13 protein-coding genes are annotated in these 12,631 nt (G+C 36.3%); 10 read left to right on the forward strand and 3 right to left on the reverse strand.

Features of this window, described 5'->3' with window-relative positions:
- The 10 genes from E1171_RS24310 to E1171_RS17725 form a co-directional block, all read left to right on the forward strand.
- The coding region (locus tag E1171_RS24310) for a hypothetical protein (RefSeq protein ID WP_222931535.1) at positions 1–182 on the forward strand (182 nt) is incomplete at its 5' end.
- Between the two features lie 720 nt (positions 183–902).
- Positions 903–1,448 carry a Panacea domain-containing protein gene (locus E1171_RS17685; RefSeq protein ID WP_187696523.1) on the forward strand — a complete coding sequence of 182 codons (546 nt, stop codon included), beginning with the start codon at positions 903–905 and terminating at the stop codon, positions 1,446–1,448.
- Positions 1,448–1,888: a hypothetical protein gene (locus E1171_RS17690; protein ID WP_155207388.1), complete on the forward strand. Its 441-nt coding sequence runs from the start codon at positions 1,448–1,450 to the stop codon at positions 1,886–1,888. The genes E1171_RS17685 and E1171_RS17690 overlap by 1 nt, the downstream gene beginning before the upstream one ends.
- 194 nt (positions 1,889–2,082) lie before the next feature.
- Positions 2,083–2,517, forward strand: coding sequence for a GH-E family nuclease (locus tag E1171_RS17695; protein ID WP_155207389.1), 435 nt, complete (start codon positions 2,083–2,085; stop codon positions 2,515–2,517).
- Between the two features lie 362 nt (positions 2,518–2,879).
- Positions 2,880–3,134, forward strand: coding sequence for a hypothetical protein (locus E1171_RS17700; protein WP_155207390.1), 255 nt, complete (start codon positions 2,880–2,882; stop codon positions 3,132–3,134).
- Between the two features lie 7 nt (positions 3,135–3,141).
- Entirely contained in the window at positions 3,142–3,525 is a 384-nt protein-coding gene (locus E1171_RS17705) for a hypothetical protein (protein ID WP_155207391.1), read from the forward strand.
- 318 nt (positions 3,526–3,843) lie between these two features.
- Entirely contained in the window at positions 3,844–4,077 is a 234-nt protein-coding gene (locus E1171_RS17710; RefSeq protein ID WP_155207392.1) for a hypothetical protein, read from the forward strand.
- A 434-nt stretch (positions 4,078–4,511) separates the two neighbouring features.
- Positions 4,512–5,108 carry a histidine phosphatase family protein gene (locus tag E1171_RS17715; RefSeq protein WP_155207393.1) on the forward strand — a complete coding sequence of 199 codons (597 nt, stop codon included), beginning with the start codon at positions 4,512–4,514 and terminating at the stop codon, positions 5,106–5,108.
- Positions 5,109–5,507: 399 nt separating this feature from the next.
- Positions 5,508–6,326, forward strand: a complete 819-nt coding sequence (locus E1171_RS17720) for a prohibitin family protein (protein WP_155207394.1) — start codon at positions 5,508–5,510, stop codon at positions 6,324–6,326.
- A 119-nt stretch (positions 6,327–6,445) separates the two neighbouring features.
- Positions 6,446–7,732, forward strand: coding sequence for a citrate synthase (locus E1171_RS17725; protein WP_155207395.1), 1,287 nt, complete (start codon positions 6,446–6,448; stop codon positions 7,730–7,732).
- A gap of 70 nt (positions 7,733–7,802) precedes the next feature.
- Here E1171_RS17725 and E1171_RS17730 read toward each other — a convergent pair whose 3' ends face one another.
- The 3 genes from E1171_RS17730 to E1171_RS17740 form a co-directional block, all read right to left on the reverse strand.
- Positions 7,803–10,052: a Tex family protein gene (locus E1171_RS17730; RefSeq protein WP_155207396.1), complete on the reverse strand. Its 2,250-nt coding sequence runs from the start codon at positions 10,050–10,052 to the stop codon at positions 7,803–7,805.
- A 296-nt stretch (positions 10,053–10,348) separates the two neighbouring features.
- Positions 10,349–11,638: a threonine synthase gene (gene thrC / locus E1171_RS17735; protein ID WP_155207397.1), complete on the reverse strand. Its 1,290-nt coding sequence runs from the start codon at positions 11,636–11,638 to the stop codon at positions 10,349–10,351.
- Positions 11,639–11,685: 47 nt separating this feature from the next.
- A partial coding sequence (locus tag E1171_RS17740; protein ID WP_343031449.1) for a homoserine kinase occupies positions 11,686–12,631 on the reverse strand: 946 nt, incomplete at its 5' end.

A 12,631-nucleotide genomic window follows, 5' to 3' on the forward strand; every position in this document is an offset into this window, starting at 1 on the left:
CCAAAAGAAAAATACACTTAAACCAAAAAGAAGGGCAATCAAAAATAAAACTAACTTTTTCATCATTTATAGGTTATGAAGTAATCGCAATTTTAAAGTTGGGAATATACAAGTCGAAAAAATTAACAATCAAAAAATGGATTTCAAGCATAATAGCTGCAACTGAAATCAAATACGTCTGATATCACTTAATTTTTTGTTGTAAAGTTTAATTTTTACTAAAAAAATTAACCACTAATTAATTAGTTTTCATTCATGTAACTTAGGTAAAGGGTTACTCCTACCTCAGATAGAAGCCGATTTTAAAGTATAAAAAAGAGTCGAGTAACGAAAAAATAAGTAAACCTTAAACCTGCTTTAACACTTTTTTGGCTTTTCCCAATCTAATCAAACGTTTCCAGTCTAATAATACAATGATTTATTTGTGTTCCAAAATTCTGTGTATAATTAGATGCTTTGCGATCTAATTTTTGATACGATTTTAACAAATGTTAAGAAACTAACCTGATTTTCTTTTTGAGTTTTTGGGTATGCTGCCTAATTTCGTTTAATCTAATAAAGCAAACTATAACCAATTATCGAAAGAGCCGCAGAATTTTATTTTGTGGCTCTTTTTACTTATAACATTCCTTCCCCTTATCTGAGTTAAAAACAACAAATACCCGTACTTCTTAGCATTTTAATGAATCCCACTAGCATTTATATTTTTTAATCTCCCTTATATATTGTAATTTTGTTATTCTAACATAGCAGCTACTTCAAAGTACATTTAGGCTCTCCCTGATTTAATTATTTTAATACTATAAAAGTCCATAATAAATATCATTCCAATGAAATTAAAAGATTTAGTTTTTAAAAATTGGCTAAATTTTTTAACATTACCGAAAACTAATCTATCCCCCATGCCTAACCCTCATCAAAAACCATTGGCAGTAGCCAATTATTTTTACTATAAGGCCAAAGAAGATTGTATATATGATTATACCGCCATGAAAGCTATTAAACTGGTTTACCTTGCTCATGGTTGGTACCTTGCTATTTCCAGAGGAGAACCACTTATTAACGAGTCCGTAGAAGCTTGGAAATATGGTCCTGTTATCCCGTCAGTATACAATAAATTTAAGATTAATGGTACCAGAAAAATCATATCCCCCGCATTATTAGAGGAAGACCATGAAAGGATTGACCTTTTACTTATGAACGAGGAGGATAAAGATAAAAAGGCAATTAAGTGGGGTTTTAAAAATATAGAAAAAGAGGTTTTGGACCAAGTTTGGAGTGTCTATAAAGACGTAAGTGGATGGGACATATCAATGTTAACCCATAAAGCCGGTAGCCCTTGGGATATTGTGTGGAACAAACAAGGGGGTAAAAAGAATAAATATGCGGTTATTCCAAACGAAACCATTGAAGAGCATTTTTACAAACTAGGAAAGTCTAAATCTTAATGGATCGGGGTTCAGGAATTGATCAAAAGAAAGATTCTGATATTAGTATTAAGGATATAAAAAGGGAACTTATTGGTTCAGCTTCCCTTCCCACTCCTGAGGCTGCTACCGATGAAGAATTTGTAAAATATGATTCAAAGGATGATCATATAACAGCAGAACGAATAAAAAGTCTTCAACAAGACCGTGAATTAAAAAAGGAATTTGGGTATAAGACTTATAGTTTTCTTGTTTGGTGGTGTATTAGTATTATACTGCTTATCTTTTTTAGTGGTATAAATTTTAATAATTATGATTTCCTTGAGATTCCGGTAGTGGTCCAAACTACTTTAGCAGGTGGAACAACAGTAAGCACCATCGGGCTGGTAGCTTTGATTTTAAAAAACCTTTTCCCTTCTAACAGCAAAGATGAAAAGAGCCAAGGAAAATTAGAACCATAAAAAATAATATAAAAGAAAAAGGGCTTAGATAAGCCCTTTTTTATCTAGCCACGGATTAATCTCTGTGGCTTTTTTTATGTTTTACATAATCATTATAAATTCTAAAGAATAGGATAAAAGCGATAAATTTAGTATAATAAAAGATTACCAAATCAAAACTCTATAATTTTTTTATCAGAAATTAAGTCTAAATTATGAGAAGAAACTATTTTGGGATGCAACTTGCGCTCCCACCGGGTATTTACATTTCGGTACAAGCGCTACAAGATAATAACCAGGTGGACCAAGATGCTGTTGATCGTTTTGTTGACGGTTTACATAGAAGGCCAGATTGGTATAAGAATGAGTATGGTTTAAATTCAATGGATACCAGACTTTATATGCTTGAAAAAGTTCAACCTTTCCGCACGATCAATATACAAGGCAAGCTTACAAGGGCATGGAAATGTGATAACTGTATGGGGACTGTTCTATATGAAGGTTTACACATAGGGCATATCAAGGATTGGAAAAGAGAATTGAAAGATGCTGGGGTACTAAATGCTGAAGAAGCAAAGGCTGCCTATAACAATTTGAATAACCTCAGGATCGAATGCTCAACCTGTAATACTAGCCACGATTGGGAATAGTATAATCAAAAAAGTATTTCTTCTCTGCCTTGGCGAGAGGAGTTGTCAAATATAAAAGAAAGACCAAAAATCAACCTAGGTTCTCCAGCAACTCAATGCTTGTATGGGAAAACGTAGCGTTCTTTTTTGGCCTTTTTAGTTTAACGGTAGAGTAAAGTATAATATTTAATTAAGACACTATTATTTCCCTTAACAAAATATGAAGAGTTTTACGTTCATTTATTTGCATGCATGAGGAAAATTTAATTTCAGGACCATCCTAATCCATTTTTCTCTTTTTTTAAGCTATTTGGGGAAGAGTTTGGTGCTGTCTTTGTTTAGGTAACTCTTCAAAAGAGTTAACCAATCAACGTTGAAGAACCATGAAAGAGGTAACAAACTTCCAAGAGCTAAAAATAGGTGAATTTTTTGCCATTGATCAACCGGATATCAACCCAAAGCTTAAAACCAAGAAAGGATATGTAGATATGAGGGACAATATCCATAGAAAGATATCTTCCATTCCTATTCCCATTAGAGTTCTCTCAATAAAACAAGTGGCAAAAGAATTAGATCTATCTGCAAAGGAAATTGAGGATTGGAAAACTAGGACGCTTTCATTTCCGCTATCGAATTAAATACAATATGGAAAAGGAAAAATTCAGCCTCTTATTGTACACTATCTTTCTAACATATCAGGAGAAAATGAAAGGTGTGAAATGGTGGCGATTCAGGAAGAGGATAAAGATAAATGCATGGCTGGATGAACAAATTAGAGAAGTACAAAACAACCTTAACAATGAAAATAAGAACATTGAAAAAAGAATCAATGAATTAGAGCTCAAACACCCTTACAACATAGAAGAGTTTCGACCTTATTTTGTTAAATGTCTTGACCGATATAAAACAACAGAGGAAGCCTTAGAAAAATGTAAAAATATTTTAGAAACTGCTTTTAGGTTGAGAATATCTTTAGAGGAATCCTATAAACTTCAGGTTGAGATTGATTCTAGTCTATCCAGTAAATAAAATGATCACATGAATAGATCTATCAAAATTATTGCAATTTGGATGTTAGAGTATCTTTTTTCTCATTTATATTAATTTAGCTTTTATTGATAAAAATTACATTAAAACCTTAGTCAAATAGCTTAAAGGTTTGTAGCCAAATTTTTTAAATTATGAGAAGAAACTATTTTGCGATGCAACTTGTGCTTACACTGGGTTAAATATAGATAAGAAGATTTTGCTGAAAAAAGGTATATTCCTCCACTTTGATAAGTAGATTAATGATAGGAACATGTATGCCCTTACCATTCCAACTCCAAATCACAGATTATCCGAATTATGAAAAGAACTTATGAAATTATCATACGGCCAATTTTCCAGGATCAACCAAAAATTACTTTTGCTATCTGTGAAAACCTTGAAAGGGTTTATGATCTGTTAACTTTTCATAACTTTATCTCAACGGGTACAATTGAAGAGTTCAAGCAAATGTATTATGACAATCAGGTATGCAAATTAGCGGTTAGCCAAAAAACGGATATTTCAATAGAGGTCAAAGCATTAACTAAGTAATACTTCCAATAAGAAGATGGGTGGAGGTAATGATAAAGGACCACTTTTGACGTGATCCTGAATGATAGAGAGATTTTAAACACGTATGGTTTACCCTTAGTGAACTTTCAATGGAGTTTGGTCATTATTCACCAGGGGATTACCATCTGGGCCTATCACTTCTATGTTGACTTCCCCTGGGGTGGAATTTTAATTCCCACTTCTAGTTTCCGATTTGGAAAGTTCCAGCTAATTTTAAATATTACCATCTTTGAGATTAAAAATGGTAAATTTTAAAATTCATTTCTAAAAATAATTGAGATACAATTCACTGACTTTTAAAGAGCTAAAAATCCTTAATACATTATTCAGCCAAGAGCGTTAAACTTATTATATACAAAAAGCGTTTGCACATATAATAACTAAGGAGTTTATTACTTTTTAAAATCTATCAAATGAAAAATCAAAAATCATTTCAAAACTTTTTAGGTCTTTTATTGTTCACAATCATTCTGTCTTTCACTGCCTGTCAACCAGCAGAAAAAAAAGAACAAAATAAAAGTCAAGTTGGAGACTTGAAGACCACTACTTACATTATTGTCAGACACGCGGAAAGGTTCTATGATGAAAGTGATGATCCATTGCTTACGGAAGAAGGTAAGGAAAGAGCTCGGGAACTGGCAAGAGTCTTAAAAGATGTTCATCTGGATGAGATTTATGCAACAGAATTCACAAGAACAACACAAACGGCCACACCTACCGCCATGGAAAAAAACCTCAATATCGAGGAATATCCAGCTAAACAATATAAGGAACTAATAGAAGGTTTGAGAAAAAATCACTCCGGAGAAACTATACTCATTATTGGGCATACGGATTCAACACCCTATATAGTAAATGAAATAACTGGTTCAAATTTAAGCGAATTGGAAGACCCTGAATATGATAACCTATTTATTGTCACTGTAACTGGAGATAACACCAAAACATTGCAATTGAAATTTGGAGTGGATTCTTCCCAAAAAATTGACAATAAACAGGAAGAAGATTAAAATTAATTTGGAATCAAAAATTAGTATTTATTGAATTTGAGGAAAATAGGAATTTTGGTCTATTGAATTTGGTGCAAAATAAATTAATTTTAAAAAGAGTAAATAATTGACCAATAAAATCAATTCTACTTTAAGGAGTTCTGCTTTTAGTCCAAAAAGCCTATTTCTTCATTTAGCCTACCCTAATGAATTCTAGATGCGGCATTCTAAAAGAGGATTCTGATGACTGCTCACATGTCTCTAAAATAGACAGTAAAATCTTTAAGAGCAGTCCCAATGTTTCCATCGAAAAATCCAGCCAATTTAATCTTTCATATTTTATTCTTTATCGAAGCGAAAATGGTATAGAATAATTTTGCATCTTTATCAATTAATAGTCAAAAGTAAAGATCTATCATCATGAACAAAAAATTTTTACCATTAATTACCATTTTGGTTATTGCCTTTGTTTTAGTCATTTATTTATCCAACAGCATTTTCATTACCATCCAATCTGGTGAAGCAGGAGTGCTTTATAAAAAATTTACAGGAGGAACAGACACAACTACATTTTATGGAGAAGGCTTCCACATCATAGCCCCCTGGAATACCATGTTCCTTTACAATGTAAGAACACAAGAAGGTAAAGAAATAATGGAAGTGCTTTCGAGCAACGGACTTTCCATTAGTATTGATCTTTCTTTTCGATATGCTCCGGAAAGAAATTCCCTTGGAAAACTTCATAAAGAATTAGGAAAAGACTATGCCCAAAAGATTGTGGTTCCCGAAATACGATCAGCCACAAGAAATATAATTGGGAAATATACCCCAGAAGAACTTTACTCTTCAAAAAGAGACTCCATACAGCAAGAAATATTCGATGAGTGCAAAGAAAATATTGAGAAGAAATACATAAACCTGGATGCTATTTTGATTAGAACGGTTGAACTTCCCTCCGCTATAAAAACAGCCATTGAGAATAAATTAAAACAAGAACAAGAGTCCAAAGAATATGAATTCAGGATTGCCAAGGAAGAAAAAGAAGCAGAAAGAAAACGTATAGAAGCTCAGGGAATAAAGGATTTTCAAGATATTGTTTCAGAGGGAATTTCGGAAAAACTCCTCAAATGGAAGGGTATTGAAGCTACTCTTGAATTATCTAAATCCCAAAATTCTAAAGTCATTGTCATTGGTCAAGGCAAAGATGGTCTACCCATCATTTTGGGGGGAGATAAGTAGTCCAAAATAAGGGATTTGTTAATAAAACTTTCAGCGTTTCATTTAACGCATTTTTTCTTTAATTTCGCTTCCAAAAGGAAAAGGGAAGATTATTATAGCAAACTAAACAAATATTAAAAATGTCAGAATTTGCAGAATTAAAATTCAATGGCCAGAACTATGAATTGCCAGTGACAGAAGGAACTGAGAATGAAAAGGCTATGGATATTTCCAAGCTTAGAGCTCAAAGTGGCTTAATTACTCTGGACTATGGTTATAAAAATACAGGTGCAACATCAAGTGCTATCACATTTTTAGATGGCGAAAAAGGAATCTTAAGATACAGAGGGTATACAATTGAAGAATTAGCTGAAAAATCTTCTTTTTTAGAAGTTGCCTATCTACTCATTTATGGAGAACTTCCTACCCAAGACCAGTTTGATTATTTTAGAGAAGACATAACACGTCACACACTAGTAAACGAGGATATTAAAAAGATTTTAGATGGTTTTCCATCAACTGCCCATCCTATGGGGGTTTTATCTTCTCTTGTCAGTGCCTTAACCGCTTTCTATCCTGAATCTCTAGATCCAAGTCGTTCCCCTGAGGCTGTAGACCTTAGCATTATTCGTTTAATTGCAAAAATGCCAACGATTGCAGCATGGGCTTATAAAAAAGAACAAGGGCATCCTGTTAATTATCCTGATAACAGATTGGACTACTGTTCCAACTTCTTAAAGATGATGTTTGCCCTACCAGCAGAGCAATATGAGGCTGATCCTGTTGTGGCAGATGCACTTGACAAATTACTTATTCTACATGCAGATCATGAACAAAACTGTTCAACTTCAACTGTGAGAATTGTCGGATCGTCACAGGCAAGTTTATATTCTTCTATTTCTGCAGGAATTTCAGCCCTTTGGGGTCCTCTACATGGAGGTGCAAACCAGGCTGTAATTGAAATGTTGGAAGCTATTAAAGCAGACGGGGGAGATGCAGATAAGTATTTAGCAAAAGCTAAAGACAAAAACGATCCTTTCCGATTGATGGGCTTTGGACACAGGGTTTACAAGAACTTTGACCCTAGGGCAAGAATCATCAAGAAAGCTTGTGACAACGTGCTTGAAAAACTTGGCGTTACAGATCCTGTATTGGATATCGCTAAAAAACTAGAAGAAGCTGCTCTAAAAGATGAGTACTTTGTAGAAAGAAAACTTTACCCTAATGTAGACTTCTACTCTGGCATTATTTACCGAGCCATAGGTATTCCAACTGAAATGTTTACCGTGATGTTTGCTTTGGGACGTCTTCCAGGCTGGATTGCTCAATGGAAAGAAATGAGAGCTAACAAGGAACCTATAGGAAGGCCTCGTCAGGTTTATACAGGTAGCACGGAAAGAGCTTATTCCAATATCGCTAATCGATAATTATTAGTAAAAAGTTAAGAGAGAAGAGTTCTATAATATTCTTCACTCTTAACTTTAAAATTCACACTTCTTACCCCATTTTGAATTTACCTTTCAGCATAGCTAATTTATCCTGAAAATCACCACCTTCACTTTGCTGCTCTCGTCTTTGACTCTTTTTAGCTGGCTTTTGTGGCGTCTTCTTAAAAGGATCACTTTTCATTGAAAGTGATATACGTTTCCGGGGTATATCTACTTCCAGAACGGTAACCTTTACTTTTTGCTGCACACTTACTTCTTCTGCCGGATTACTGACAAATTTATCCGCCAAATGGCTCACATGAACCAAACCATCTTGATGCACTCCAATATCTACAAAAGCACCAAACTGGGTGATGTTGGTTACAATTCCCGGTAATTCCATCCCTATCTTTAAATCTTCCATCTCATTGACCCCTTCCATGAAGGAAAATGCCTCAAATCCCTCCCTTGGGTCTCTACCTGGTTTGGCCAATTCTTCCATAATATCATTCAAGGTAGGAAGACCTACATTTTCGGAAACATAGTTCTTTAGATCAATTCGCGATCTTAAACTTCCATCCTGGATCAGATCCTTCACTTTACAGCCGAGATCGTCTGCCATGTGTTTAACCACAGGATAACTTTCCGGGTGAACCCCTGAAGTGTCCAATGGGTTGGCTGCACCTCGGATTCGAAGAAAACCAGCCGCCTGTTCAAAAGCTTTTGCTCCCAAACGTGGTACCTTTTTCAATTCCGCTCTGCTTTTAAAAGGACCATTCTCATTTCTATAATCTATGATATTCTGTGCTAACTGGGGTCCCAATCCGGAAACATAAGTCAATAGTTGTTTGCTACAGGTATTTACTTCCACCCCAACAGCATTTACACAACTCATTACCACATCATCCAAAGAATTTTTTAAGGCGGTTTGATCCACGTCGTGCTGATACTGTCCCACACCAATAGACTTTGCATCAATTTTCACCAATTCAGCCAATGGATCCATCAATCGTCTTCCGATAGACACTGCCCCCCTAACGGTCACGTCATAATCTGGAAACTCCTCTCTGGCAACTTCAGAAGCAGAATAAATGGAAGCTCCACTTTCATTTACCATCACTATGGTAATGTTCTTGGGTAGGTTGAGGCTTCGCACAAAACTTTCAGTTTCCCTGCTCGCGGTTCCATTTCCGATAGCAATGGCTTCTATATTAAATTGTTCACAATAAGCCTTTACTTTGGCAGTGGCTTCGGCCACTTTCTTTTGAGGCTCATTAGGATAGATGGCATCATGATGTAAAAGTTTCCCCTGGCTATCCAGACAAACCAACTTACACCCGGTTCGAAAGCCGGGGTCAAGAGCTAATACATTTTTCTGCCCTAAAGGAGCGGCTAAAAGGAGTTGCCGTAAATTATCGGCAAATACAGCAATGGCTTCATCATCTGCTTTTTTCTTGGAAGTCAATCGGATTTCTGTCTCCATGGAAGGCTTCATCAATCGGCGGTAACTATCTTTTACAGCCTGTTCTACCTGTTGGGCACTTTCATTGTCGGATTGCACAAACTGTTGATTCAATAAACCAACCGCTGAAGCTTCTTCCGGACAAGAATCTAACATCAACACCATTTCCTTTTCCCCTCTTCGCATGGCCAAAACTCGGTGGGACGGAGCTGAAGAAATGTCTTCCTCCCATTCAAAATAATCTTTATACTTTTGGCCTTCCTCTTCTTTACCAGTCATCACCTTTGCCCGAAATTTTCCTTCAGTTAAGAACAAATCTCGCATTTCCGCCCTTGCTTCCTGATTTTCATTTACCCATTCCGCAATGATGTCACGGGCTCCTTGTAAGGCCTCTTCTTTGGTGGTCACTCCTTTTTCCTCATCAAGGAATTGCTTGGCCAATCCATCCAAATCCACTTCTTCCTGTTCAAATAAATCCTTTGCTAAAGGCTCCAAACCTTTTTCTCTTGCAATAGTAGCCTTCGTTCTTCGCTTAGGTTTATAAGGCAGGTATATATCTTCAAGCTCGGCCATGGTTTCAGCCGCATTCACTTTTTCTTCTAATTCAGGAGTTAATTTCTCTTGCTCTTTAAGGGATTTAAGAATAGCTTCTCTTCTTTTATCCAAATCCCGAAGTTGAGCAATACGATCTCTGATCTGGGTAATTACAACTTCGTCCAAGCTACCCGTCATTTCTTTTCGATACCGGGAAATAAAGGGTATAGTCCCCCCTTCATCCAACAAATTGACCGTTGCTTCAATTTGTCTCAACTGAATCTCTAATTCAGCTGCAATCTTTACAAAATGTGAATTATTCATTATTCAATTTTCAATTAATATCTCTTCATCCAAAGGAAGCTAATTAAACTTATCTAAAAGGCTGCTTCTATAGAATATAGCGCCCAAAAGAAGCCTGAAATTGCCAAAAGCGAAATGAATTTCAAAGAAAAAAGATAAATATCAACTATGTATCAAGTCGGAATAGTGATGTGACTAGAATTTAAGGTTTGAGGAATTATTTTGGGGAAGTATTAGGGTTCATTGGAGGAAAATTAAATTTCTCGCTTCTACGAAAAGAATTTAAAAGGCCGTCTAAATAGGCAGCCTTTCCTTCATCAATTATTCAATAAAAAGTCTTTTAACTCACCAAAATCATTGGCCAATGAGACCGAATGCTTTTCCTTTGTTAAGAATTCATTCAAATCCTCCGGAATTTCAACCTCCTTTTCAATGATTTCCTCTACCGTTTCTAAGAATTTGGCCGGATGAGCCGTTTCTAAAAAGATCCCAGTTCCCTCATTTTTAGCCAGGTATTCTTTTAAGGCCAGGTAACCAACAGCACCATGGGGATCCATTAAATAATTAGTACGCTGATAAATTTTGGCTAAAGCCTCACTGGTTTGAGCATCAGTATAGCTAAATCCCGAAATATCTGCCGTCATTCGGTCATATGATTGGCCGTAGAGTTCTTGCATTCGGACAAAATTGCTTGGGGCACCTACATCCATTGCATTAGAAATAGTGGCAATGGAAGGCCTTTCTTGATATACACCGTCGGCTAAAAATTCTGGTACTACACTGTTTAAATTTGAAGCAGCTAAAAACTGTTGAACAGGCAAGCCCATCCTTTTGGCCAATAGACCTGCTGTCAGATTTCCATAATTACCACTTGGCACAGAAAAAATGACTGGTTTACTTTTGTCTTTTAACTGTCCATAAGCATAATAATAATAAAAGGACTGTGGCAATAAACGGGCTATATTTATAGAGTTCGCAGAAGAAAGATTTTGTTTCTGATTGAGTTCCTGATCCATGAAAGCTTGCTTCACCATTCGCTGACAATCATCGAAGGCCCCTTTGACCTCCAGAGCGGTAATATTATTACCCAGGGTAGTAAATTGTTTTTCCTGAATATCACTCACTTTACCCTCAGGGTACAGAATGACAACACGTACACCTTCTACACCCAAAAAACCATTTGCCACTGCACTTCCAGTATCACCTGAAGTTGCCACCAAAACGGTTACTTCCTTCTCCCCACTAAAATAGCCCAGACAGCGAGCCATGAAGCGGGCTCCAACATCTTTAAAAGCCCTAGTTGGGCCATGAAATAGTTCCAAAGCATGAATGTCCTCTTCCACTCTACGGAGTGGAATTTCAAAATTCAAAGTTTCATTGAGAAGGTTCTCCAAGTCTTTTTCAGGAATATCATCTTTCGCAAATGGCTTGGCCACCTCTAAAGCTATCTCTGGCAAACTCATTTGATCTAAGTTTTGAAAAAACTTTTCTGGAAGAACAGGAATGGATTCTGGAAAAAACAGTCCTTTATCGTCAGCTAATCCTTTTATGACAGCTTCTTTAAAGGAAGTTTTGTTTGATTTTTTATTGGTGCTGTAGAAATACATCTTTTTAATTTTAAGCAAACTTTTTTATTATTTTCCTTAGAGCCTGGCTAAATATTTTCAGGAAGTGTTCGTACCCCACTGGCACATATTTTGGATAAATGCAGCTCGAAATCAATTCCTAACTCCTTATAAGCTTGATTCATCGCCTCCTTTATTCGAGTGGCAGTTTCCTTTCCTCTTGAAAGCGCAAAAATGGAAGGTCCGGAACCTGAAATACCACACCCTAAGGCTCCAGCCTCTACAGAAAGCTTTTTCACTTTATCAAAACCAGGAATTAAAATGGAACGAATGGGCTCTATGATAACATCCTCTAATGAGCGCCCTATCAAATCGTAGTCATTTTTTATCAGTCCGGCCACCAAACCTGCTACATTTCCCCATTGTTGTACCGCATCTTTTAGGGGCACTTTTTCCTTCAAAATATTTCTAGAATCGGCAGTTCGCACCTCTATTTGAGGGTGAATAACGGTGCAATATAAATCGTCCGGGGAGGGAATAGCAATTACATCCAAGGGATGGTAACTCCTTACCAAAGTAAAGCCTCCAGAAATGGCAGGTGCAACATTATCAGCATGTGCCACACCAGAAGCTAACCGTTCTCCTTCCATTGCAAATTCTACCAATTGTTGGGTTGAAAAAGGTTCAGCAAATAATTGGTTAATCCCGTAAGCCACACCTGCAGAACTAGCTGCGCTGGAACCAATTCCACTTCCTGCCTTAATACCTTTATAGATTTCAATTTCTACTCCCTGATCAATCCCTAATTTTTCAAGCATCTTTAAAGCAACCACTCCGGAAACATTTTTTTCGGCCTCCAAGGGAAGGCCTTCTGCCCCTTCTATTTTTGTGATGCGGACACCTTTTTCTTCCCTTTTCCTGATAACCATTTCGTCTCCAACATTACTTAATGGGAAGCCCAAAATATCAAAACCACAGGAAACGTTGGCTACTGTAGCAGGAGCAAATATTCTTACCTTTTTCATTACAAAATCA

The sequence above is a fragment of the Xanthovirga aplysinae genome (assembly GCF_009711365.1).
Taxonomy (GTDB): domain Bacteria; phylum Bacteroidota; class Bacteroidia; order Cytophagales; family Cyclobacteriaceae; genus Xanthovirga; species Xanthovirga aplysinae.

Coding starts and splice junctions, on each gene's coding strand:
- E1171_RS17685 (WP_187696523.1), top strand. CDS start 903: ATGCCTAACCCTCATCAAAAACCATTGGCAGTAGCCAATTATTTTTAC.
- E1171_RS17690 (WP_155207388.1), top strand. CDS start 1,448: ATGGATCGGGGTTCAGGAATTGATCAAAAGAAAGATTCTGATATTAGT.
- E1171_RS17695 (WP_155207389.1), top strand. CDS start 2,083: ATGAGAAGAAACTATTTTGGGATGCAACTTGCGCTCCCACCGGGTATT.
- E1171_RS17700 (WP_155207390.1), top strand. CDS start 2,880: ATGAAAGAGGTAACAAACTTCCAAGAGCTAAAAATAGGTGAATTTTTT.
- E1171_RS17705 (WP_155207391.1), top strand. CDS start 3,142: ATGGAAAAGGAAAAATTCAGCCTCTTATTGTACACTATCTTTCTAACA.
- E1171_RS17710 (WP_155207392.1), top strand. CDS start 3,844: ATGAAAAGAACTTATGAAATTATCATACGGCCAATTTTCCAGGATCAA.
- E1171_RS17715 (WP_155207393.1), top strand. CDS start 4,512: ATGAAAAATCAAAAATCATTTCAAAACTTTTTAGGTCTTTTATTGTTC.
- E1171_RS17720 (WP_155207394.1), top strand. CDS start 5,508: ATGAACAAAAAATTTTTACCATTAATTACCATTTTGGTTATTGCCTTT.
- E1171_RS17725 (WP_155207395.1), top strand. CDS start 6,446: ATGTCAGAATTTGCAGAATTAAAATTCAATGGCCAGAACTATGAATTG.
- E1171_RS17730 (WP_155207396.1), bottom strand. CDS start 10,052: ATGAATAATTCACATTTTGTAAAGATTGCAGCTGAATTAGAGATTCAG.
- thrC (WP_155207397.1), bottom strand. CDS start 11,638: ATGTATTTCTACAGCACCAATAAAAAATCAAACAAAACTTCCTTTAAA.